Consider the following 23,534-nt stretch of genomic DNA (forward strand, 5'->3'; position numbering starts at 1 on the left):
AATGATGAAATTCTACGGCATCCACTGGGGACGAATTCCCGCTAGAGGTAATTCAATTAAATCAGATTTACTGGCTTTTACTCCATCTTGTAGGGGAGGAATTAACATCCACAAACGACCACCGATAATTGTTTCTCCCGAATCGGTAGTCAAGAGATTAGTAGGATTAGTATCATAACTGGTGCGAAGTTGATCAAAAATAATTGCTAAACCATCGGGAGATAAACTAATGTGAATATCACGATAATCAGCTAATTCCAGTAGGGGAGTCACTTGACCGGTCTTCACATCTATTTTAGCAAAATAGGGTTTTTCTTTGTACTCTTGACTGTTAGTAACTAACTCGGTTAACAAACAATACAAATCACTACCGGTGGCATTAAATTGACAATCTATAATCGAACCTTGTAGATTGAGTAAGCGTTTTTGTAATCCTTGATTATTGACATAAAAAAGCGATCGAATATAACGCATTTTGGCATTATCAGTATTAAAATTTACCATTGCTGCGGCCGTACCATCGGCAGAAAAATTCAAAATTCGCCCAAATTTTGGTAAAAAATCCAGGGGTTTTGTCTCGAATTTTAAGGGCAAAAGCGCAATTCCTTCCCCCTGGGTTACAGCCAAAGTTTTACTATCAGGTGCGATCAAAAATTCTCCGCCTTGGATGTTTAATTGTTGGGGTTTTTCCCCCGATTTAACTGCCCATAAATCGAAGTTAATCGGATTGCGGCGCTCAATTCTCTGCACGACAATAGTTTCCCCATCTTTAGCTAAATCAAAGTGATTATTTTGATAATCTTTATTGTCTAGCACTAACTCAATTTTTAGAGGCGATTGACTGCTATCAACTTGGTAAAGCTGCAGTTCACGAATTCCCTCTATTCCCCGATTTTTCGCCACGGCCGAAAAGAGGATTTTTTTACCATCAGGATAGAATTCAAAAGCCATAACGGTCAAATTTGCGGGGGTTAAGAGGGTTTTCTTCTCCTCCGTCAAGTTATAAAAAATTAATCTTCCCTGTTCTTCCCCATTAGTGCCAATATAGGCAAAAGCACGATCGCGACTTTTAAATTCTCTTTCAAAAATTGCCAGGGTTTGTCCTAATCGATTACCGCTGCGAAATTGTTCCCGCGCACCTTCAATTTGCAGATGATATTTTTCTCCGTAGGGAATGGGAGAAGTGAGGGTATAAGCTAATCGTCTTCCGGCCCAACTCAACTTACCCGGCAGCGGAGGATCGATAACTAGATTTTTTTCTACACTAGCATGATCCATGGGGCGATCAAAAGTGATAATAAATGCTTGATCTTCTGAGCCAATTTCTCGATTTTCCCAGCTAAATTCCTTGACCCTTGGACCGGTTTGCAAAAGACATTGATTACCACAGCTATTACCTAACCAAATTAAGCCGCCAATTACTAAGGTTAGCGATACAATTAATGTTATCGCTAATTTATCAATCGGTTGTAGTTGTAAGGTCTTGATCATTATAGTAGATGGTTAGAAACAACTGATAACTGATAACTGATAACTGTTAATATCCGTAGGGATCCACAGGAGTGGGTATAGATTTCACGGATTTAGCCTTAATTACTAATTGTCTTCTGGTGGTTGATTTTCCCACCTCTACGGGTAAAGATTCCGTGGCCATTTCTCCGGTGATTTCTAACCAAGTATCATTGGGATATTGACCGCGACTTCCTGATAGTTTCACCGGCAAACCCACGGGATAAGCATCCACGGCACAACAGGTAAGGATAAAGCGACTAATTAATAAATAATTATCGGGTAATTGGGGCAATTGCACCACAAAACCTGTGACTTTTACCGGTTGTCCCGTGTAAGCATCAGGTTCGGGGTAAGCATTCAAAGTTCTTACCCATTCAATTAAACTTTTTTCCTCTGGTTTAACGGTAGTGCCAAAGGATTGAGTTTGCAAGCGAGTTAGGGGTAAAGATTCACTAATTCCCCTCTGTAATGCGATTTGACTGCTGAGGGGCTGCGGGGCAATAAATAGGCCTAAAAGGGCAGTGATTACTAATAAACCTGAGCCAAAATGTTGGGGAAGAATGGTAATATGCGATCGATTATCGTTACTATCTAAATTAATCTTTTTTTGCCACTGTTTTAATAATGTCCAAAGCTTGACTATTCCCAGAACAAATAAAGCAATACTGGTGATGATAACCAGGATAAAATAATTAGGATGGATCAGTAAATTTAACTGTCCAGTTATCCAGTATTTAAATAGTAACGAACCCCAACCGATTAGGGCAATAATATCGATAAATTGGGGGGCGATTATTTTTAGACGTGATGAATTCATGGGAAAAACTATCCGGGTACTGACCTAAAATAAATAACTGTGAGCCAAGGTGAGTAAAAAAGTCATTTGCGCTGCTAAAGCAAAGAGATAAATTAACATTCTCGGTTTAAAAATAGACAACATTAAACCAATCCCTTTCAGGTCAATCATTGGACCGAACACTAAAAAAGCCAGCAGGGAACTACTGGTAAAACTAGAGGCAAAGGAGAGGGCAAAAAAAGAATCAACCGTGGAACAAATCGAAACAATTACCGCTAACAGCATCATGGCCAAGATCGAAGTAATCGGATCCTGACCCAAATTAAGAACAAATTCCCGGGGAACAAACACCTGTAAACCGGCCGCTATAGCACTTCCTAAGATTAACACTCCTCCTAATTCCCGTAATTCCATCACCACGTTTTCCACAAAAGTTAACCAGCGCCTTTTCATCGGGATAGCTTGCACTGCTGGTAGGACAGCAGTAGCGGCAAAACTTTCATCTAAGCGCAAAGTTTGCCCAGAATTACCGATCAGAAAAGAACCGGATTGTAGTAGTAGTGGGATAGATTCTTTTTCCGGTGTTTGCGGTTGCCAATTGAGACTTTTTGCCAAAGAGGTTTGTAGGAGCGGTCGGGGATCTTTTTGGATACTAAAGATAATACCGATAACCGTAGCGATGAACAAAGAAAAGATAACTCGATAGAAAACAATTTCCGGTTGATCGCGAAAAGCTACCCAAGTGGACCAGATAACAATCGGGTTAATTGTCGGCGCTGCTAAGAGAAAACTAACCGCTACTGCATTCGGCATTCCTTGCACAAGTAAACGTCGCGCCACCGGCACATTGCCACACTCACAGACGGGAAACAAAAAACCAATACATCCCCCCACAAATGCTCCTAAAACAGCATTTCGAGGCATCAAGGCAACTAGGCGACGTTCATCGACAAATATTAAAAGAATACTAGAGAGAATCACCCCTAGCAGCAAGAAAGGCATCGCTTCCACCAACAGGCTCAGGAATAGGGTAAAGGCATTTTGTAGTTGACTCATCTATCCTCGCCTTGGCAATTAGAGGTTTAGGGGTAAAGACTTAGGAACCCCAGAAAAAGGTTCATCAGTCCGCTCCCCGGCTTTTTAACATTTTTTTAATATATCCGATCGAGTGACTTCTGTGTTGTCAGGGGACAGGAGCCAGTTATCAGGGGACAGGTTTTAGGTTTTGGGGTTTTGGGGTGTTAGGGTGTTAGGGTGTTAGGGTTTTAGTTGAAATTCCCCCACTTCCCCACTTCCCCACTTCCCCACTTCATAATTCATAATTCATAATTCCCACTCTCCCATCACCTCACACTTAGAGGACTCGATTAAGCTTGCCGCTTTGATAACCTTCTAGATCGAGGGTGACATAGATAAAGCCTAATTTTTGCAGATCAGCGACTAATTCGCTTAAATTTGTCCGATTAATAAAGTCGGGAATTGCTGCTGCTGGTAATTCAATCCGTGCCGTATCGCCGCTCGATCGCACCCGTAATTGACGATAACCTAATTTTCGCAGATAAATCTCCGCCCGTCCGACTCTTTGCAATTTCTCCAGGCTAATTTCCTCCCCGTAGGGAAAACGGGAACTTAAACAGGGTTGCGCCGGTTTATCCCACCAAGGTAAATTTAAGTAACGAGATAGTTGACGAACTTCGCTTTTTGTGATACCAATTTCCGCCAAAGGTGAACGAGCGCCGCGCTCCCTAGCGGCTTGAATTCCGGGACGATAATCCCTTAAATCATCAGCATTAACGCCATCGATGACGTAGGAATAACCACGAGCGAGGGCGATGGGTTTAAGGGTGTCGTGTAGCTCACTTTTGCAGAAATAACAGCGATTAACGGGATTACTGGTGTAATTGGGGTTATTCATTTCCTCGGTTTCCACCAATTCGTGCCGAATACCGATATAATCGGCCTGAGCGATCGCTTCTTCTAATTCTTCCGGCAGTAGGGAAGGGGAAACCGCCGTAATTGCCAATGCTTGACTCCCTAGCAGATCATAAGCCACTTTTGCCACTAGGGTACTATCCACGCCCCCAGAATAGGCAATCAGGGCTTTTTCGCTGGTTTTTAAGAGGTTTTGTAATTGTCCGAGTTTATCAAGTAATTGACTGTCCATGGCGGCGATTTTGGCAACTGGTTTAGGGAGACCGTTTTTTATTTGGGTATAGACAAGTAGCTTAAGCCACTTGTCCCAAGAATTTGCGGCAATGAGGTAAGTAGTAGTGCAAAATAAATTTCCTAGTCAAGATAGGCACTCATGCAAGAGGTAAGAGGTGGTTAGATATGTGTAATTAATTTTGCCTAGGTACTTAGTATAATTTAAATGCGTCTTAGCTTAACCCTCTCTACATGACAACAAATCTCACAGACTATAAACATATTGCAATTGATCATCGGGGAGTACCAATAATTGCGGGTTCTACCCTAAAAGTGATTGATCTAGTTATGGCACAAATAGCTTACGGTTGGACTCCAGCAGAAATTCACATTAACAATCGTGATTTAAGTATGAGTCAAATTCACTCAGCATTAGCTTACTATTGGGAACATAGAGAGGAATTATATCAAGCTATCCAAGCTGATTTAGAATTTGCCCAAAAAATGCGAGAAAAAGCCGGATATTCTCCCTTTGTTACCCGACTTAAAGCACAGGGAATAAGGTAAGAATAGGCGTTTAAAATGTATCTTAGCTTATTGCTGATCCCAATTATTTTAGTAAGTATTTAGTCATAAACTTCACTTCTATGACCTACTCTAACAATAATAATTATCCTACTCTCTCGATCAAATTCATAAATAACCCGATAATCTCCTACTCTTAATTTATTAAGAATCCTCAGTCTGATAAAATCGCTGATCAAATCTAAATCAGTTATCGACTCCGGTTCAAAAGTAACAGAATAGCTCATTTAAGGTTCTATCCCATATCTTTTATCCACCTCAGCTGCGGTAATAGTCGCTCTTCCTTGTAATCTTTTTTGTTTGATTTCTAATAACTTTTGTTGAAAAGATTCTTTAACTTGTTTTCCCTTATCCGGATCACCGAAGTACTCATCTAGAGTATCATCTACTGTATTACGGATTAAACTTTGTAACTCTTGGGGAGTCATGTCTTTTATCTGCATATTTTCTCTAATTAAAAATTAGAAACATACTCAAGAAACATTGTAACAAATTGCCGAGGAAACGTAAAGGACAAGGAATATAGTCGGGAATAGGGCTAGGATTCATGCTTCTAAGGGTGAAATTAATCCTCTTTTAACCGATTTAATCCTTGTGCCTTTTTTAACAAGTTTATTTGATAAATTTGCATCAATGACCAAAGTTCCCTATTTTCAAAGGTTGATAAATCCCTCTCTTGTTGTTGATTGAGCAACTCGCTTAATTTTTGATCCTGTTCCGATGCCATTTGTAATTGAGTTAATTTGATAATTTCTTCATCTGATAATGAATTTAGGGATGAGATTTTTTCGCCTTGATAATTGGGACTAATAGAAAAAGCGATCGCTTCTACTAAGATATCATTAAGATCACGGTTAATTGAATGGGCTAAGGATTGAGCTAGATTAAAAATCTCATCAGGTAGGGTTAAAGTAATTGAAATGGCCATAAGCCTTTTTTATGTGGGGTTATAGAGATATTATGATTATAGCTCAAATTCTTGTTACCCATAGGGATAAACTGGTTCAAAAGTAACAAAATAGCTCCTTTAAGCTTCTTTTATCAACCTCAGATTTCCAGGCAAGATTTACCGATAACTTAACTCACAGCAAACCCTGTTAACTTACGAGTTTCCAGATCGTAAAAAGCTAAAACTATATCTTCTTTAGAAATACCCTCCCTTAATAATTCCGTAGCGATACCTTCCTCAGTCCAATCCTCCTCAATATAAATCTTCTCATTTTTAATCCTAATATGGACTTGAATATTCCTGATTTTTTTCTTGCCTTCCCAACCCATAAAAAGCCAAAAATACTGATCATGTATCTCATCAAAAACCAGACAACTTTCTTGATCTAAATTAGCAGAACCAGAAACCCATTCGTGATATTCTGTTAATACTTTTTTAATGGCATTGCGATATTTTTCTAGTCTATCCATTGTCAAATTTTCTCCTTTTCCATCTCAACAACCAGCAAAAGTAATTGATTTATTTTCAGAATATCCTGAATTGATTCTCGTTGGAAAAAATTTTCATAAATGCTGTCTTTAATGGCTAGATAAATTTGATATTCTGGTTCGGTAAGACTGATTAAATTTCGATATAAAATATACTGTCCTAAAGCTATTTCAAAATCTCTCATAGGTGAGGGACTTAAAAAGCTTTTGATTTCCACAACAATTTTACGTCCATTTCTTTCAGCAGCCAAAGGTTTTTCTGCTGCTAAATCAGCAAAAATTCAACATCTTTATATTTAATTTTATAAGGATCAGCTAAAATACTCCAACCGTCTTTAATTAAGGCATTTTTCACGGCTTCATGGTAAATATCTTTTGCTGGCATGGTTCTAAAAAAGTAATTTCATTAGTTATATTTAATTTTATTAACAATCCTAAGTCTGATAAAATCGGTGATCAAATTTAAATCAGTTATCGAGTCTGGTTGAAATTTAATTTTTGTTGATTCCCCCCTTAATAAGGGTGCTGATCCCCCCTTATTAAGGTAGGGTTAATTCATGAATTAACCCTACCTTGGGGGGTGCTGATCCCCCCTTCCCCCCTTGATAAGGGGGGTGTTGATCGCTGGGAGGATCTGAATTAAAACCCACTTACTTAGGGGAGAATTGTTGATTACTTCCCTCTAGTTTTTTCAGCCCAAACTTTGCTGGGTAATCCCCAAACATAGATGAAACCTTCGGCAGCTTTATGATCAAATTGATCCTCGGCCCCGTAGGTAGCTAAATCGGGAGAATAGATAGAATTGACTGACTGACGACCGACCACTTTAGCGTTACCTTTAAACAGTTTGACTCGCACCGATCCCGTTACCTGTTCTTGGGTTTTGAGGATAAAAGCATCGATCGCTTCCTTTAAGGGACTGTACCACAATCCTTTATAAATTAACTGTCCGTAGGTATCTTCAATTCCCCGTTTATATTGGGTAACATCTCCAGTTAAAGTCAAACTTTCTAGGTCTCGGTGAGCATCAATTAAAACTAATAAAGCCGGGGCCTCGTAAATTTCTCGGGATTTAATTCCCACTACCCGGTTTTCGATCATATCTAACCGACCAACACCGTGTTTACCCACTAGGTCATTTAATTGACTAATTAGCGTGACAGGAGCGAGATTTTCTCCGTTTAAACTGACAGGAATCCCCTGATTAAAACCAATATCGACGTATTCCGGCTCGTTGGGAGTATCGGCGATCGCTTTGGTCATTAAATAGATTTCTTCCGGGGGTTCCGTCATCGGATCTTCCAAAGGACCGGCTTCAATACTGCGCCCCAACAGGTTACGATCGATACTAAAGGGTGAGGATTTTTTCACGGGAGACTCAATCCCGAATTTTTCCCCGTAGGCGATGGTTTCTTCCCGGCTCATGCCCCATTCCCTGGCGGGAGCGAGAACTTTTAAGCTAGGATTGAGGGCCATAATGCCCACATCAAAACGCACCTGATCGTTACCTTTGCCGGTGCAGCCGTGAGAGACGGCATCGGCCCCGTATTTCTCGGCGGCCTCTACTAATAATTTAGCGATTAAAGGACGAGCCAGGGCGGTAGAAAGGGGATAACGATTTTCGTACAGGGCATTAGCTTGAATTGAGGGAAAAGCGTATTCTTTGACGAATTCTTCCTGGGCATTGACGACTAAGGATTCGATCGCTCCGCAGCGCAGAGCCTTTTCTTGAATTGGTCCCAATTCGTCTCCCTGTCCTAAATCGGCGGCTAGGGTAATCACTTCTTCTACTCCCCATTCCTGTTTGAGATAGGGAATACAGACGGAAGTATCGACTCCTCCGGAATAAGCTAAAACCACTCTCTTGGCGCGTCCCATAATTTTTTCACCTAAAAACGACTAATTGATTACTCTTTTAAGTTTATTATATATCCTGGGGATTTGATGCTTCTTTTTTAATGCTTTTTTGTTTAGTTTTTGATGAAGAAAAGGAATAGGAAGTCACGAGCAAAGAGCCAAAACTAAACGGGCAACCAGCCGCTATTTACGTTTACTAGCAGGACGACGGGAGGATTTTTTCGGAGCGGTATTTTTGGGATTATCGTTAGTTTTATCTTTAAATATTGGAATAGTAAAATGAAACTGACTGCCGTTATTTTTGCCCCTCGATTCTGCCCAAATTTCGCCGCCCCAACCATTGACGATCTGACGACAGATAGCCAGTCCTAAACCGGTTCCCCCGGCACTGCGTCGCAGGGCCCCTTCCTCTTGGTAAAAGCGATCAAAAACCTGTTCTAAACGATTGGGTTCGATCCCGCGTCCGGTGTCAGAAATGGTTACTTCTAGAGTTTTTGGCTTTCCCAAAGCGACTTCGATCGAGACATTTCCCTCCCGTCCAGTAAACTTACAGGCATTATCGAGAAGTTTGGAGAGTAATTCCACTAACCACTCGCCATCGGCTAAAACAAAGGGCAGATTAGGGGGGACAAGATTGCTAATTTTTGGGTTTTCGTTGTCGAGATTGCGGGCGTGAACATGACTGATGGCTAATTCCACACATTCCGATAAGGATAAAGCTTCAGGATTCCAATTAACCCGGCCACTTTCTAACCTGGAAAGAGTTAAAAAATCTTGGATTAATTTACGCATTCGTTCCGCATCTTTCAGGGCAGTATCAAGCATAATTTGGCGTATTTCCGCCGGCATATCCGGTTCCGAGGCCAAACTTTCTAGACAGACTTGAATGGTGGACAGGGGGGTGCGTAATTCGTGGCCGGTAATGGCGACTAAATTAGAACGAGTGCGATCGAGGGCGGCTAATTGTTCATTTAAATCCTGTAAATTAGCGTAGGCTTCTGCTTGAATGAGGGCGACTCCGATTTGAGTGGCCACCGCGTCCACCAGGGCGACATCCTCGCTTTTCCAAGTGGTGGTATAGGGTCCACAGTGATGCAGTTCCAACATTCCCAAGAGACGACTTTGGTAAAAAATCGGTACTAATAACCAGGAATAGATGGAACATTCCCGCACCAGATTTTGAATGGAATCGCCGGGGAGACGGGGATCGTGAATAGCGTCTTCAATTTTCAGGGATTCTCTCAATTCCAGCGCTTCCTGAAAAAGAGGATTATTTTTCAGAGGCCATTTTTGTCCTTTGATGGAACTAATGCCGGAGTTTAAAAATTCGTGTTCGATGGTGGCGTTAATGTCGGCTTCCTTACAACGATAGACCACGCAGCGACAGACTCCCAATCCCTGCCCCAATTTCTGCACTGCCACCTGTAGGATAGCTTCCGGATCGAGGGAACGACGGATCGAGGCTGTCACCGAGTTGATCAGTCTTTCCTTGTGTTCTTTCGATGCCAAGGAACGATTGGCTTTCAGCAGTTTATACTGTCCCGCTTGCAAATAAGTGACCAATCGCTGGACAAAGGGATTTGGTTCCTCTTGATGATCCCTGTCCTTCAGTTCACAGATCAGGTATTCTTCTTGAGCGCGCCTAATTTTCTCCGCTAGTTCGGGACGATAATCGAGAATATGATTTAAAAGAATTTGCGCGGCCTGTTGACTCACATGGCGATCACTCGTCCAAATCCCCTCAAAACGGCGATTATTATCCATAGCTGCCCCATTTTCCCCCTCTGCTGTCAGATGGGTTCGTTCCCGACAGATTAAACAACTAGCATAATGGCCACCGATAACCACTAGATGCCATTCTTGGGCTAAACTGTCCTCCGGTTGAAAAGCGATCGTCTCGTAAATGTCGGAACTATGCTTAAAATCGGTTTCTGGGGCCGACAAAACATAAACTTGCCCGCTTTTGTGGGCAATGCGTCGATAGCGATGGGCCTCTTGACGATAAAAGCGCTCACGCTGAAAACTGGCAATCACTAACGGTTGATCGTCTTCCGCTAAAACCTGATCCTCCATGGCGTGGGATAGCGCGGTCAGGGATGCTTTGAAGTACATCTGCGATCGCCATTGGGGGAGTAACTGCAACAGTTCTGTTAAAACAGAAGTTGATCTGCTCATCGATGATCTGTCTCGAGTCGGGTGTGACTAGCAAGCGCAATAGAGGGAACTGGCAATTTCTACCTCGACCCTATCCTACACGCTCAAGGGGACAAGAGGTGAGATTGTGACGGCAAGAAATTTAAACCGAGTGATGCCAAAAGTGAGCGAAATTATTCTAGCTAACTAGATGTTGCTGAATAAATCTAAACCTTGTTGGGTAAGACTTTTAGACTTTTGGGAAACCAAAAAGTACCCGCCATTGGAGGGATCGGGGGGAAATTTTAGGGACTTTTTCCCTGAAAATTAGGTAATTTATCAGATGAAAAGGGGTAAAACCCTACACCCTACACCCTACACCCTACACCCTGCCCCCACGAGAAACTTTTTGCCGCAAACCCTAACTAGATGTAGGCGACTTTCATTGCCCAAAGGATCAGAGCAATAATACTACCGATAACGATAATGGACGATATCGCCACTACTGCCGGTTTATCGGCCCCCTCGAATTTCATGATGCCACGATTTAAGTCTGACATTGCCCTTAACTCCTTTTCATGAGATGGATGTAGAAAGTATGAGACACTTTAGGATCATAAATTAGCGAACTCTCATCTATCCGTGTTATTAGAAATTGGTATCATTCGGCTGTCTTTAATCATTCTAGGCGTTCTTTTCGCCCTTGCCCTTTTCCTTGAGGCTATTTTAAGAATTGTCTTCGGGTTCGGTAATCCGCTTATTTACGAAGCTGATGCCGAAATTGGCTATCTTTTGGCTCCTAATCAACAAATACGCCGGTTTTCTAATCTTATCGCCGTTAATCAGTATTCGATGCGGAGCGAGCCGATTACAACCCAACGGCCCCCGGAGACGACGAGAATCATGTTAATCGGTGATTCGATCGCTAATGGCTCCTGGTGGACAGATCAAAAAGAGACCATTGCTGCTTTAATCGCCAAAAATTTAGGCCAGAATCTGACGGGTTCAGTGCAGGTTCTCAATGCTTCGGCTAATTCTTGGGGACCGCGCAATCAATCGGCCTATCTGCGACGTTTCGGCACCTTTGAATCCCAGGTGATTGTGTTATTAATGAACACCGATGATCTGTTCGCTTTAGCTCCTAGTTCGGCGGTGGTGGGACGAGAAATTAATTATCCCGCTCGCCGGCCGGCTTTAGCTTTAATCGAGTTGTACGATCGATATTTTAAGCGCTATCCTCCCTTGCCACTGGTGCAAGAAGGAGGCGATCGAGTGGGCAATAATTTAACCGCTCTTGCCCAAATTCAAGCCCTTGCTCAGGCTAATCAAGCCCGTTTAATTATCGCTATTACTCCCCTCATTCGCGAAGCTCAAAAACAGGGGCGAGATTATGAATTAAAAGCCCGTCAAAGACTAGCGGATTTCACCAGCAACCAGCAGATTTTTTATCTAGATTTTCTGCCCATTTTTCAAGCCCATCCCAATCCCGATTCCCTCTATATCGATAATATTCATCTCAGTGGAGACGGTAACGAGTTAATTAGTCAAAAACTGACCGAGGCAATCAAAAATGTCTTTTAATTAGGGTTTACTGAATCAGTTATCAGTTATCAGTAATCAGTAATCAGTTATCAGTTAAGTAGGTAGGCGTTAAAAATTATCAGATCCCCCCGCCTATCGGCACCCCCCTTATCAAGGGGGGCAGGGGGGATCGAACCTAAAATCGATTTTAAATTTAATTATAACCAGTTACTTATCAGTGATCAGATGTGAGTTTTCAGTTTACATTTTTATCAGTAATCAGTAATCAGTTCACTGTTTACTGATTACTGTTCACTGATTACTGTTTACTGAAAATACACCCCACTTCCCTAACAACCATACCAAAGCTTTTCTATCTGTTTTGCTAGGGCCAATAACTCAGAGCGATCGCTTGTATCCCTTAAGAGGGTGACATGGCCTAATTTTCGACCGGGACGGGATTTTTTACCATACCAAAAAACCTGAGCGTCTGGAATTGCCGCTAAAATTGCTCTTTTTTCGCCATAATCGCCGTCACTATCCTCAAAACCCAATAAATTAACCATGACTGCCCCAGCAGATTTTAAGTCCGTGGCTCCGAGGGGCAAATTAGCCACTGCTTGCAGTTGTAGGGCAAATTGGGAGGTAAGACAGGCAGAAAGGCTGTAATGACCCGAATTATGGGTACGGGGAGCGATTTCATTAATCAATACCTCTCCCTGCGGAGTGACAAATAACTCTATCCCGAAAACACCCACCGCCGACAAACTACTTAACAGATGATGGGCGATAGATTCGGTTTGAGCCTGTAATGATTGGTTAAGAGCGGCGGGAGCAATCACCCAGTGACAGACTTGCTCCTCTTGATAGGTTTCCACCACGGGATAGGTGACGATTTCCCCGGTTAATCCCCTAGCGGCAACGATGGCTAATTCTCGCTCGTAGGGAATATAAGCTTCTAACATCAAGTCAAGACGCTCTAATTGCGGCTTTTTGGCGTTTAATTCTTCAGGAGTGCGGATAATAAAGGTTCCTTGACCATCATAACCCTGTCGTCGCGCTTTCAGCACTAGCGGAAAAGGATAATTTTCTAGTGGGGATAAATTATCTATCGCCCAAAAATCAGGCACAGGCAACCCTAGGGAGCGTAAATAACATCTTTGCTCGTATTTATCCAATAGGGGGCGCAGATTTGCCAAACTAGGATAGAATTTCACTCCTGTGGCCGCTAATTCTTCTAGGGCATCTAAATTAACAAACTCATTTTCAAAAGTGATCAGATCACAATGTTGAGCTAGTTTTTTTGTGCCTTCCACGTCAGCTATTTCCGCAAAGACAACCCCGTCAGCTAAAGCAACGGCGGGATCATCGGGGTGTGGTGTTTGTACAATTAGAGAAATGCCTAATTTCTTGGCTTCCTGTGCCATCATCCATGCTAATTGTCCACCACCAATAACACCAACCCTTGTTTGCATCATTGATCACATCCTAAAGATTCCGGGGTAGAGATGCCGGTTTTTGAGTTGACACCCTCGGCTCTTTCACAGAGATTTTTGATTTGTTGAGCGTCAAGCACGGCAAAACTAAAATCAGCACCGTTGATATTGACTCCCTCAAAAATGGTACGCAGCATAATTGCTTCGGCAAAAATGGCATCGCTTAAATCGGAATTTTTAAAGGTACTCAGATAGGCTAACCCATTGGTTAAGTCCGCTCCATGAAAATTGCCTTCGATGATAGAGGCTCCGTTAAACACTGCTCCGCGCAAATCGGCAGAACTAAAGTTAGAATCTTGCAGATTAACGTTAGTAAATTGGGCAGATTGCAAATTTTGTCCCGAAAAATCCTTTCCTGTCAGATTCTGGTTTTCATAACTGGCATTGGCTCCTGTGACAGCAGCAGAACTGGCAGCTAAGGCATTGACAGGAGATAGGATAAATAGTAAGGCAAAAAAAGCGATCGCTAATCGAAAGATAGTCTTCATTGGCGGAAAATTCCATCGGTGGGCATTCTTGATTTTATAGCAGTAAGCCATCAGCCGTCAGCTTTCCGCCAGCCGCCAGAAATTGCTGGCACACAAACCCTTATAGCCCGTCTAGTGATCCAGGTGAAACCGTCTATTCGTGATAGCATAGAGTTAGACTTCCACCATTTGGGAGAGGCAAACTATGATAGATTATAATTTGGATGCCGCCCATAGCATTCTCTATATGCAACCTACATCTGCACTGGCGGCGGAAGATTTTATCAAGATTGCGGAGGCAGTGGACCCCCACATTGAAGCCACTGGTGGTCTTGCTGGCGTAATCATCGAAGTCCCTAAGTTCACCGGTTGGGAGAGTTTTGGTGCCTTGGTTGCTCATTTCCGGCTGATACGCGACCATCACAAGTACGTCAGTAAGGTTGCCGTGGTGACTGATTCCACTCTGGTTAAACTGATTGAAAGTCTGGCTTCCCACTTTGTCGCCGCTGAAGTCAGGCAGTTCCCTTGGGGGGAAACTGAGGTAGCGACCCAATGGATCTTGGGCGACTCTACATTACCCCTAGTGGTTTCCTGACTTTTCAAACATTCTCTAAGTCCCTGTTTTGTTGTTTTGATAAACTGAGTTGAAGAGAGAAATGCCGATCACTTCCCTTACCAATCTGGACTACTATGACCGGGTGAATCCTGACCTATTGCGCTTATTACCGCCGGATGCCTCAGTGATTGTGGAAGTGGGTTGCGGCACGGGCGCATTGGGGCAATATTATAAGAAAATTAATCCAAATGCTAATTATATTGGCATAGAACTGAATGCCCAAGCGGCCGAAATTGCGAAAACTCGGTTGGATCAAGTCATTGTCGGCAATGTCGAAGCATTGGATTTAGGGACTATCATTCTGCCCAATAGCGTAGATTGTTTGATTTATGGTGACGTTTTAGAACATTTACAAGACCCCTGGCGAGTATTAAATCAGCAAATTACTTGGCTTCAACCCGCCGGCCAAGTCCTAGCCTGTATTCCCAATATTCAACATTGGAGTATTCTAATTAATCTGTTAAGAGGAGTCTGGGAATATGAAGATGAAGGGTTATTAGACCGCACTCATTTGCGTTTTTTTACGTTATTGAGTATTAAAAAATGGTTTGCTGAAGCAGGATTACAAATTTATGAGATTCAGACACGAGGACAGAAAAATGAGAATTTTCAAACTGCTCAAAAACTATTGGCTCCCACCCTTCAATCCCTGGGCATTAATGCCGAACAATTTGCAATTCAAACAGGAGCCGTTCAATATGTAGTCAGAGCCTTAAAATCTACCCAACCACCTCGCCCTTTACTGATTCAAACGATGATTATGGCTCCCCTCGCCTGCGATCGCGTCCGGGTCTTAGAACCGGATCAGTTCAGTGCCACCATTCCTGGTGTAAGAACCGTTTCCAGTGTTAAATCGGCGGATTTGGGCATTGCCCGGCCGGAGGAGGGAAAAGTCTTTATTTGGCAACGGGGATCTTTACAACTGGATGAACTTGCCAAAATTCAGGCCCTTTTAGCCAAAGATTATTTAATTATTGCCGAAATGGATGATGATCCCCATCGTTGGCCAGAACATGAACAAAATCAATTTTTAACCTATCGGGCTTGTCATGGTATTCAAACCACCACAGAGCCATTAGCCGAATTTTTTCGCACCATTAATCCCAATGTGGCTGTTTTTCCCAATCAATTGGCCTATCTCCCCCCCCCAAGGGAATATCGCCAAAATAATACCGTTAAGCTCTTTTTTGGAGCCTTAAATCGTCAAGCAGACTGGCAAGCTATTTTACCCACCCTCAATCAAGTCTTAGCCGACTACGGAGAACAAATCGCTGCTCAGGTGATTCATGATCGAGAATTTTTTGAGGCATTAGCCATTACCAATAAAGTTTTTGAACCCTTTTGTGATTATGAGCGCTATCAAGCCCTATTAAGAACCTGTGATATTGCCTTGTTGCCCCTCAATCCGACAGCCTTTAATAGTATGAAATCTGATTTAAAGTTTATTGAATGTGCGGGTCATGGCGTGACCGTTTTAGCTAGTCCCACGGTGTATGAAGCGTCTATTCAATCCGGTGAAACGGGTTTAATTTATAATTCTTTAACTGAATTTTCTGCACAATTACGACAATTAATTGAAAATCCTTCTTTTCGGCAACAACTGGCTAACAATGCCTATCAATGGGTCAAGCAAAATCGCTTACTGGCTCAACATTACCGCCGGCGATGGGATTGGTATTGTCAGATGCGGGACGAATTACCCCGTTTAACCCAAGAATTATGGCAACGGGTTCCAGAGTTACGTCAGAATCTTAACTAATCTTCTTTCATTCATAGGTAGGGTCTGCTGAAAAAGTTTATAATAGCTGTCTAGGCTTATACTGCCATGCAATTTGGTCTAAACAAAAATATTTAAGCCACGGGCCCCCAGCTTTCAGCTAAATAAAGTAAAAGACAAAAGTTAATTCATTTTCTCTCTCCTGACTCCTATTTCTAAGGACAATTTCTGATTTATACAAGAGGTTTGATGGATACACCGCAACTTTTATTCAATGGTTTAGCCGTCGGCAGTATTATTGCTCTGGCTGCTGTTGGGTTAACCCTTACCTGTGGCATTTTGCGTCTGTCTAATTTTGCCCACGGCGATTTTATGACTTTGGGTGCTTACATAACTTGGGTGGTAAATGCTCAAGGGATTAATCTCTGGTTAGCGATGCTGGTGGGGGCAGCAGTGACAGCTATTGCCATGCTCATTGCCGAGAGATTATTATGGAAACCCATGCGCGATCGACGGGCTGATTCTACCACTTTAATTATTATTTCGATCGGTTTGGCTTTATTTCTTCGCAATGGTATTTTAATGATCTGGGGCGGTAGTAATCAACGCTACGATCTGCCTGTGATGACCGCTACAGAAATTTTTGGGATTAAAGTAGCTTTCGATCGCTTGTTAGTTATTGGTTTGGCAATTATAGTTATTATTGCCCTCCATTTGTTATTGCAAAAAACTAAGATCGGTAAGGCGATGCGTGCCGTAGCTGACAGCACCGATTTAGCTAGAGTAACCGGAATTAACGTCGAATGGGTTGTCTTCTGGACATGGATAATTACGGGAGTTTTAACTGCTTTAGCCGGAGCGATGTTCGGGTTAATTACTGGGGGAGTGCGTCCCAATATGGGCTGGTTTTTAATCTTACCAATGTTTGCCGCCGTGATTTTAGGTGGTATTGGTAATCCCTACGGAGCGATTGCTGGGGCTTTAATTATTGGTGTTGCCCAAGAAATTAGTGTTCCCTTAATTGGTTCTGATTATAAATTAGCCGTGGCTTTATTAATTATGATCCTGCTGTTATTATTCCGTCCCCAAGGTTTATTTAAAGGCACGGTTTAACAGTTATCAGTTATCAGTTATCAGTTATCAGTTATCAGATGTAAGTTTTAAGTTTGAAGTTTTAAGTTATTTATAGCGCTTTTCACGTTACTGAGGTATCGACAAGTTTTGCCAACAAAGGACTTAAGCCCCTTGCCCATGCCTCATTCTGATGAAAACTGCTATATTTACTGTTTACTGATTACTGTTTACTGATTACTGTTTACTGATTACTGAAAAGCCCAATCTTTAATCCTGAATATATTCTTCCCCGGTGATTAAAGCGTATTCAGCGCGGGTGAATTCTCGACCTAAATAAGCAGCATGATCGAACATAGTAATCGGACAAGGTTGGGTTTCTTCGATCACTTTGACGGCTAATTCTTTGGCAGTCCTGGCGGTGTAAATAGTCTCAGGATTGCGATCAAGTTTTTGCCTAACACCGATAACTTTTCCCGTTTCTGGATCGACGGCTAAACCTTTTTCATTGATAATATTGCTGTAATGTTTGGCACAGATTAACCCTGCTTCTCGGTCTAGATAAATAATAAAATATCCTGCGGGATCGAGAGCGATCGGACGTTTGGAAAGTTGATGATCAATAGCCGTGATTTGTGATTTTAATTCGCTCATTTTCTTGACAAAATCACTTAAATATGTAGATGAAAGCAAGAGCAAATTATATCACATACCATCATCCTTTTTCTAGAGCATTTTGTAGATATAGGCCGTATGTATTTTCTGTGAGCAAATCTGACCTACTGAGCAATAATACTAAATCCTGTTTAAAAAGTATAGGAGCGTGGGGAGCGTTGGAGGAGGGAGAAACAATCCATAACCTGAGAGTTAATCGGACTATTAATACTAAATCCGTTGAGTATAGGCTACATATCAGGACAGGCAAAGGGCAAGAGGCAAGAGGCAAAAGGGGGAATAAATAATCAGTCTTTAATAACCGGATTTAGTATAAAAACGGATTTGGTATCATACCAGCTGCAATGTGGGGGCGCAAAGCTCGCGCCCATAATGTATGGTCGAGAAATAACAGGCTGATAGCTTAATGCTATAAATCTTCTTCTACCAAAGCCTCAACCCGTCCTGTTTTGACCGCTTCCACCAAAGCGGCGTGATCTTGTTCTGTCTGCTCGGCATAAGCGATCGCAAATTCGCCCATCGCTAGATCGAACTGATCTCCTTTCCCCAAATAACCGCTAATGGTGGCCGCATCTCCAGATTTAGCGTGGGCGCGGGCTAAGGTCCAGCCACAGAACTCGGCGTAGCGTTGCAGTTGGGCGGCCGACACTCCCTCAATGGGCAGGGAAAACTTCATATCCCGCAGTTGCCGTAAATAGAAGTTATTGCCCCGTCTTCCCTGGGTCCAGCCTAAAAATATGTCGCTAGAGGATTGCATCAATCTCTGGCCTGTAACCACCCGTTGTCCCTGATTTTCATACTGGCTCTTGGCGGTATAGGGTTCAAGAACCGAAGGGCAAGCCTCCTTAACTTGTAGGATGAGGGGATGGTTATCTTCCGAGAAAAATAGGGCGATATAACATCTGGTGCCGACACTGCCAATGCCTACCACTTTCAGGGCAAAGTCCTCTAACCGGTAGCGATCAAACAGGACCCGGCGTTCCTCCGGCAGGGATTGGCGATAGTCTTCCAGACCCTCACGCACGAGAGTCTCCCAATCCGGTTCGTTGACATGGTAGAGAATGGGCGGCTGATCGACAAAGCGATTGCGTCCCGCGGTTTGGGTGACGATCTTGGGGTAGAGATGTTCGATGATGCGCTCGCGGGCTTTTGTCATCATCTGTTCCCGTATCTTCCGCGTCTTTTCGTCGGGAGCCATCTCGATCACCTGTTCTACTCCTATGCGCGTGTACCATACCTCTAACGGACTGAGGCGAGAATATTCCCGCAGGTGTTCCCGATAGGAACGAGCGCAATCGATCGCCGCCGCCTTCGATTCTCGATCGGATAGATCGCTATCCCTGCCGGCGATGACAAAGCTGACCACTAGACGCTTGAGATCCCATTCCCAAGGTGCGGGTAGGGTTTCGTCGAAATCGTTAATATCGAAGACTAAATTGCGTTCGGGGGTGGCAAAAAATCCGAAGTTCAAGAGGTGGCAATCCCCGCAGGCCTGCACGATAATGTCGGTTTTGGGAGTGGTGGCCAGATCGTAGGCCATCAAAGCAGCGGAACCGCGCAGGAAGGTAAAGGGACTCCGCAACATTCGTCCGTAGCGGATAGGAATCAATTCCTGTAATCGCCCTCGATTTGATGCTTCGATGATCTCGATCGGCTCTCGACCAGCTGCGGGGGGTTGCCAGATAGCGTGGCGAGAACGCGGCAATCGCTCCCGGAGGGATTTACCGATCTGGATGCGTTCCTCCCGTGAACGGAATCGAGCTTGAGAGGGTGACCGGATCGGGGTTTCTATTTGGTGGTTCATAGCGACTTTTTCCCCTGAATGAGATTACATCCCTTGCTGTTAGATGACTAAATGAATACAAGCAATAGGAAATAGATAAGTTAAGACTGATGGTTCCCCTTCTTGGATAACTTTCTAACATTTCCTCCTGTAGAGATAGCTTCTGATGCTCGGTTCAACAATTAATCTTCACTCGCCTCTTATCCGGGGAAGATCAACATCATCGATGATACATTTTTTTCTGGAATGGCTATCTCTTAAATTTGCTTAACTTTTAGCCCAATGGCAGCCCTACTATTTCGATTATATCTTGCTCAAAAATTGCTGGCGGAATGCTCGTAACAAAATTTTATCTAATGGTCAGCCTTCAGCCAGGGGCTAAAATCTCGCTCTTTTGTCGGGAAAAGGGGGGTATATTTCAGGTTAAAGGTGAAAATTTCCCCCTTGCCCGACTTCTGTAAGAAGTTTTCTGTTTATTTTTTTGGGTGATGATTTGGTAGTATTAGTTTAGGTCTGTGAACCGAGAATTTCCCCCTAGATTGTCTAGAAATGAGCGATGAAAGTGTCAATCTTGAGCAGGGGATGATGGGGGTGGGTTACGATGATGAAACGCCTCGATCGCTTCCTCTAGGGTTGGATAAATACGTTCGGTCGAGATCGTCTCGGATAGGTCTCCTTTTTTTAATTGCTGATATAAATCTTGCTTCACCCGCGCCATGGCAAAAGTAATACCACTACCGATTAATTCTCGATGTAATTCTTTCAACATATCGACCGCCGTAATATCGATATCTAGAATCGCTTCGGCGTTGAGAACGAACCACTCGACGGGGACTTTCTCCGCCTCGATCGCCGCTATTACCCGTTTCCGAAAATTCTCGGCGTTGGCGAAACAGAGGGGCGCGTCGTAACGGTAGAGAACCAATCCGGGGATCGTCGTTGCGCCCTGCCAATCCTCGATGTCGTGCAGGCCCGCGAGATTCGGCACTTCCCCCAAAACCGCATCGTGTGGTCGCATCAGCCGCGTGAACAGATCGACCACCGATAACCCCACGGCAACGCCCACCCCGACGAGGATATCGGTGGCCAGGACACCGAACATGGTGACGAGTGCCAATCGGAACTCACTGGTTTTGAAACAACGCAGACGGTTGAACTCCGATATCTCGATCAGACGGAGCGCGGCGTAAATCACGATCGCCCCCAGGGCCGGTTTCGGAAACAGGGATAGTAGCGGACGTAAGAACAAGAGTACCAAAATCACGATCAGAAAAGCCACGAGGGAAAACAGTTGCGATCGACTGCCCAGAGAATCGCCGATCGCCGTGCGACTGCCGCTACTGCTGACGGGAAAGCCTTGCATGATGCCGTTACCGATATTCACCGCTCCCAGGGCGAGTAATTCCTGATTGCCATCGATGCGATAGTTGTTTTTCGCCCCGAAGGCGCGGGCGGTCAAGACGTTATCGGAATAGCCAACGAGGGCGATACCGATGGCCGAGGAGAGTAAATAGACGAGCTGCTGGGAAGAAAAACCTCTCGGTACTTTCAAACTCGGTAAACCGGCGGGAATTTCCCCGATCACGGCGATGCCTCGCTCGTTCAGATCGAACAAATATACTGCCGATGTCGCCAGTAGAACCGCGAGTAAAGGGCCGGGGGCATTGGGAAAGCGACGTTGTACCACTAGCAGGAAAATTAGAACAGCGGCGGCGAGAATCAGAGTTGGTGGGTGAATCTCGGATAAATGTCCCGAAAATTCCCCGATCTGTCCGAAAAGCGATTCCGCTTTCAGTGACATCCCGCTAATTTTTCCCAACTGACCGACGATCATGATCACCGCTACTCCGGCCATGTAGCCGACGAGGATCGGTTTGGAGAGGAGATCGGCGAGAAACCCCAACCGGGCGAAAGCGGCGACGCAGCAGACGCTCCCCACGAGTAGGGCCAATAGACTGCACAGACTGGCGTAGTTGCTACTATCCCCGGCGACGAGGGGCATGATAGCGGCGGCGGTCATTACTGCCGTCGTCGATTCTGGCCCGACGGAGAGTTGTGGTGAGGAACCGAGCAGGGCATAGATGAGCAGCGGCGGTAGGATCGCCCATAATCCGGCGATCGGTTGTACTCCGGCCAGTTCCGCATAGGCCAGACATTGGGGAACGAGATAGGCCGCCACGGTGATCCCCGCGATGACATCTCCCCGCAACCAGGCCGAGCGATAGGATCGCAGACGCTTTAACCCGGGTAGAGAAAACCGCTCCCTAGAAAAATTTAATCGAGTAGGCATCCTCATCTCTTCTCCTGTCATCGAAGTTCCTGTTGTGGGAATATTGGTGGCAAGAAAGCGTTAAATATCCGTGAGTGGGAATGTCTTTTTTGCGGGACTTTCCCTTCAAAAGCGACCTCGACCTTTAGCCCTGGCGGAAAACTTTCCTGTCGGCGAGCGATCGCGTTTTTCCTCGCCTCTCCAGAGGGTTATCAATAAAAGCGATCGCTATTTAGGGTTGGCTGAAAAAGTTTTTCCTGGGGGCAGGGTGTGGGGTGTAGGGTGTAGGGTGTAGGGTTTTAGCGATTTTGAGGGGGTCAATTACCTAATTTTCAGGGAAAAAGTCCCGGAATTTTCCACCCGATCACTCCGGGATCTGGCACTTTTTGGTTTCCAAAAAGTCTAAAAGTCTTACCCAACAAGGTTTTTAGATTTATTCAGCCAGCCCTATTTACAGGCCATTACCGCGATCGTGTAGGCGTTATTATTCATGCCGTTAATATTAAAATTAATCTGATAGGGCTGTCTACCCGTGGGTGATTGGAAGGGTAAAGAATAGGTTTCGCCCCGTTTCATTTCGACATTTTTCTGGAAGGCGCTATTGACTGAATTATCGGGATATTTGAGATTGATCGTCACTCCGTATTTGCCATCGTTTTCGGGAACCATTACCCCTTTAAAAGAGGCGAATTTCACCCCGGAGGGAACGGCGAAATCGGTGTTAAAGTTATTCTTTCCTATGGCATCGATCTGTTTGCGGATATGGGTCTGATTAGTGGCTACTTCCTTGAGGTACTGACAGTTTTTCGGAAGTTCGGTAGCCTGATCTTTGGTACTGGCGACAACGGCCATCGAGGTCAGTCCGAGGATTAAACCAGCCCAGAGAAAGCTGAAAGTTTTTGTCAACATGATAGTTTTTCCCGTTAAGTTTTTCTAAAATTGGCTCTTCGGGGACGATTAAAGATAATTAAGCCTTAATTGTCCCGCCTTGACTTTTTCCGTGACCAAAGTTCTCACTAATTCTAATTTTTGGGGCCGGACTTGGTCATTATCGCTCGCAGTGGAGCGAGTTCTCCTGTTTCTTCTGGGGTTAATTTTTGTGCGTCAACCCGTGAGATGTTCAGAGAATTGCTCCTCGTTTTTACTCTCCGAACCAAGCACAAACCGCTCACATACCCAAGAAAGCTAGGATTCAATATTTACCTTAAATGTCGGTTTGAAGGAACTCTCGGTTTCACCGACGAGATGAAAAACCGACCAGTTTGACATCCTCACCGCCGTAAACGAGCGGTGATTCCTCACCACGCCACCTTTTTAGGATGGTCGTTGAATGGGGTTGACGCTTCACAGGATACTGCTACCTTAGCGGTAGTCTTATGCCTTCCGACCCGTCCATTTAAAGTCGAACGTATGTCCTCCGGCGACCAATACTTTTTTGGGTTTGTACATACCGA

At 44.0% G+C, this 23,534-nt stretch carries 23 protein-coding genes and 1 pseudogene; 6 read left to right on the forward strand and 18 right to left on the reverse strand.

Annotation, left to right across the window (positions count from 1 at the left end; translation table 11 throughout):
• Positions 1–12: 12 nt before the first annotated feature.
• The 4 genes from MAE_RS00905 to larE all read right to left on the reverse strand — a co-directional run bounded on the left by MAE_RS00905 (position 13) and on the right by larE (position 4,472).
• Positions 13–1,491, reverse strand: a complete 1,479-nt coding sequence (locus tag MAE_RS00905; protein ID WP_002797584.1) for an Ig-like domain-containing protein — start codon at positions 1,489–1,491, stop codon at positions 13–15.
• Between the two features lie 46 nt (positions 1,492–1,537).
• Positions 1,538–2,329 (reverse strand): TIGR03943 family putative permease subunit, encoded by a 792-nt coding sequence (locus MAE_RS00910; protein ID WP_012263922.1) that lies wholly within the window; start codon positions 2,327–2,329, stop codon positions 1,538–1,540.
• Between the two features lie 24 nt (positions 2,330–2,353).
• Positions 2,354–3,364, reverse strand: coding sequence for a permease (locus tag MAE_RS00915; protein WP_002760364.1), 1,011 nt, complete (start codon positions 3,362–3,364; stop codon positions 2,354–2,356).
• Between the two features lie 298 nt (positions 3,365–3,662).
• Entirely contained in the window at positions 3,663–4,472 is an 810-nt protein-coding gene (larE, locus tag MAE_RS00920; RefSeq protein WP_002760365.1) for an ATP-dependent sacrificial sulfur transferase LarE, read from the reverse strand.
• A 233-nt stretch (positions 4,473–4,705) separates the two neighbouring features.
• Between larE and MAE_RS00925 the strand changes: the two genes are divergently transcribed.
• Positions 4,706–5,020 (forward strand): DUF433 domain-containing protein, encoded by a 315-nt coding sequence (locus MAE_RS00925; protein ID WP_012263923.1) that lies wholly within the window; start codon positions 4,706–4,708, stop codon positions 5,018–5,020.
• A gap of 59 nt (positions 5,021–5,079) precedes the next feature.
• Here MAE_RS00925 and MAE_RS00930 read toward each other — a convergent pair whose 3' ends face one another.
• From MAE_RS00930 to MAE_RS35545, 8 genes and pseudogenes are all read right to left on the reverse strand, one after another.
• Positions 5,080–5,265 (reverse strand): type II toxin-antitoxin system RelE family toxin, encoded by a 186-nt coding sequence (locus tag MAE_RS00930; protein WP_002797595.1) that lies wholly within the window; start codon positions 5,263–5,265, stop codon positions 5,080–5,082.
• Complete coding sequence (locus MAE_RS00935; protein WP_002797596.1) at positions 5,266–5,481, reverse strand: hypothetical protein; 216 nt, start codon at positions 5,479–5,481, stop codon at positions 5,266–5,268.
• Positions 5,482–5,603: 122 nt separating this feature from the next.
• Positions 5,604–5,966 (reverse strand): hypothetical protein, encoded by a 363-nt coding sequence (locus MAE_RS00940; RefSeq protein WP_002797597.1) that lies wholly within the window; start codon positions 5,964–5,966, stop codon positions 5,604–5,606.
• A gap of 149 nt (positions 5,967–6,115) precedes the next feature.
• Positions 6,116–6,457, reverse strand: a complete 342-nt coding sequence (locus MAE_RS00945) for a XisI protein (protein ID WP_002793145.1) — start codon at positions 6,455–6,457, stop codon at positions 6,116–6,118.
• Positions 6,458–6,459: 2 nt separating this feature from the next.
• Positions 6,460–6,860, reverse strand: a pseudogene (locus MAE_RS00950) (XisH family protein).
• A gap of 287 nt (positions 6,861–7,147) precedes the next feature.
• Entirely contained in the window at positions 7,148–8,353 is a 1,206-nt protein-coding gene (locus MAE_RS00955; protein ID WP_002797600.1) for an argininosuccinate synthase, read from the reverse strand.
• A gap of 162 nt (positions 8,354–8,515) precedes the next feature.
• On the reverse strand, positions 8,516–10,507 hold the full coding sequence (locus MAE_RS00960) for a DICT sensory domain-containing protein (protein ID WP_012263925.1): 1,992 nt from the start codon (positions 10,505–10,507) through the stop codon (positions 8,516–8,518).
• Between the two features lie 383 nt (positions 10,508–10,890).
• On the reverse strand, positions 10,891–11,025 hold the full coding sequence (locus MAE_RS35545; protein WP_002736350.1) for a hypothetical protein: 135 nt from the start codon (positions 11,023–11,025) through the stop codon (positions 10,891–10,893).
• Positions 11,026–11,107: 82 nt separating this feature from the next.
• On the opposite strand from MAE_RS35545, the gene MAE_RS00970 reads away from it, so the two are divergent.
• On the forward strand, positions 11,108–12,046 hold the full coding sequence (locus MAE_RS00970) for an SGNH/GDSL hydrolase family protein (RefSeq protein ID WP_012263926.1): 939 nt from the start codon (positions 11,108–11,110) through the stop codon (positions 12,044–12,046).
• 290 nt (positions 12,047–12,336) lie between these two features.
• Here MAE_RS00970 and MAE_RS00975 read toward each other — a convergent pair whose 3' ends face one another.
• Entirely contained in the window at positions 12,337–13,464 is a 1,128-nt protein-coding gene (locus MAE_RS00975) for a 5-(carboxyamino)imidazole ribonucleotide synthase (RefSeq protein WP_012263927.1), read from the reverse strand.
• A complete protein-coding gene (locus MAE_RS00980; RefSeq protein WP_041803611.1) occupies positions 13,461–13,970 on the reverse strand; it encodes a pentapeptide repeat-containing protein in 510 nt (169 codons plus the stop codon). Before MAE_RS00980 ends, MAE_RS00975 begins: the two co-directional genes overlap by 4 nt.
• 184 nt (positions 13,971–14,154) lie before the next feature.
• Between MAE_RS00980 and MAE_RS00990 the strand changes: the two genes are divergently transcribed.
• From MAE_RS00990 to MAE_RS01000, 3 genes are all read left to right on the forward strand, one after another.
• Entirely contained in the window at positions 14,155–14,544 is a 390-nt protein-coding gene (locus MAE_RS00990) for an STAS/SEC14 domain-containing protein (protein WP_012263929.1), read from the forward strand.
• A 61-nt stretch (positions 14,545–14,605) separates the two neighbouring features.
• Positions 14,606–16,324: a methyltransferase domain-containing protein gene (locus MAE_RS00995; RefSeq protein ID WP_012263930.1), complete on the forward strand. Its 1,719-nt coding sequence runs from the start codon at positions 14,606–14,608 to the stop codon at positions 16,322–16,324.
• 207 nt (positions 16,325–16,531) lie between these two features.
• A complete protein-coding gene (locus MAE_RS01000; protein ID WP_012263931.1) occupies positions 16,532–17,395 on the forward strand; it encodes a branched-chain amino acid ABC transporter permease in 864 nt (287 codons plus the stop codon).
• A 228-nt stretch (positions 17,396–17,623) separates the two neighbouring features.
• On the opposite strand, the gene MAE_RS01005 is transcribed toward MAE_RS01000, so the two are convergent.
• From MAE_RS01005 to MAE_RS01015, 3 genes are all read right to left on the reverse strand, one after another.
• Positions 17,624–18,007, reverse strand: coding sequence for a DUF4346 domain-containing protein (locus MAE_RS01005; RefSeq protein WP_002747361.1), 384 nt, complete (start codon positions 18,005–18,007; stop codon positions 17,624–17,626).
• A 430-nt stretch (positions 18,008–18,437) separates the two neighbouring features.
• Entirely contained in the window at positions 18,438–19,832 is a 1,395-nt protein-coding gene (locus MAE_RS01010) for a DUF2252 domain-containing protein (RefSeq protein ID WP_002760397.1), read from the reverse strand.
• Positions 19,833–20,376: 544 nt separating this feature from the next.
• Positions 20,377–22,122 (reverse strand): solute carrier family 26 protein, encoded by a 1,746-nt coding sequence (locus MAE_RS01015; RefSeq protein ID WP_012263933.1) that lies wholly within the window; start codon positions 22,120–22,122, stop codon positions 20,377–20,379.
• A gap of 49 nt (positions 22,123–22,171) precedes the next feature.
• Here MAE_RS01015 and MAE_RS33070 point away from each other — a divergent pair, with 49 nt between their 5' ends.
• A complete protein-coding gene (locus tag MAE_RS33070) occupies positions 22,172–22,375 on the forward strand; it encodes a hypothetical protein (protein WP_012263934.1) in 204 nt (67 codons plus the stop codon).
• 152 nt (positions 22,376–22,527) lie between these two features.
• Here MAE_RS33070 and MAE_RS01020 read toward each other — a convergent pair whose 3' ends face one another.
• On the reverse strand, positions 22,528–22,989 hold the full coding sequence (locus MAE_RS01020) for a hypothetical protein (protein WP_002780536.1): 462 nt from the start codon (positions 22,987–22,989) through the stop codon (positions 22,528–22,530).
• Positions 22,990–23,534: the final 545 nt, after the last annotated feature.

It is taken from the genome of Microcystis aeruginosa NIES-843 (genome assembly GCF_000010625.1).
Lineage (GTDB): Bacteria > Cyanobacteriota > Cyanobacteriia > Cyanobacteriales > Microcystaceae > Microcystis > Microcystis aeruginosa.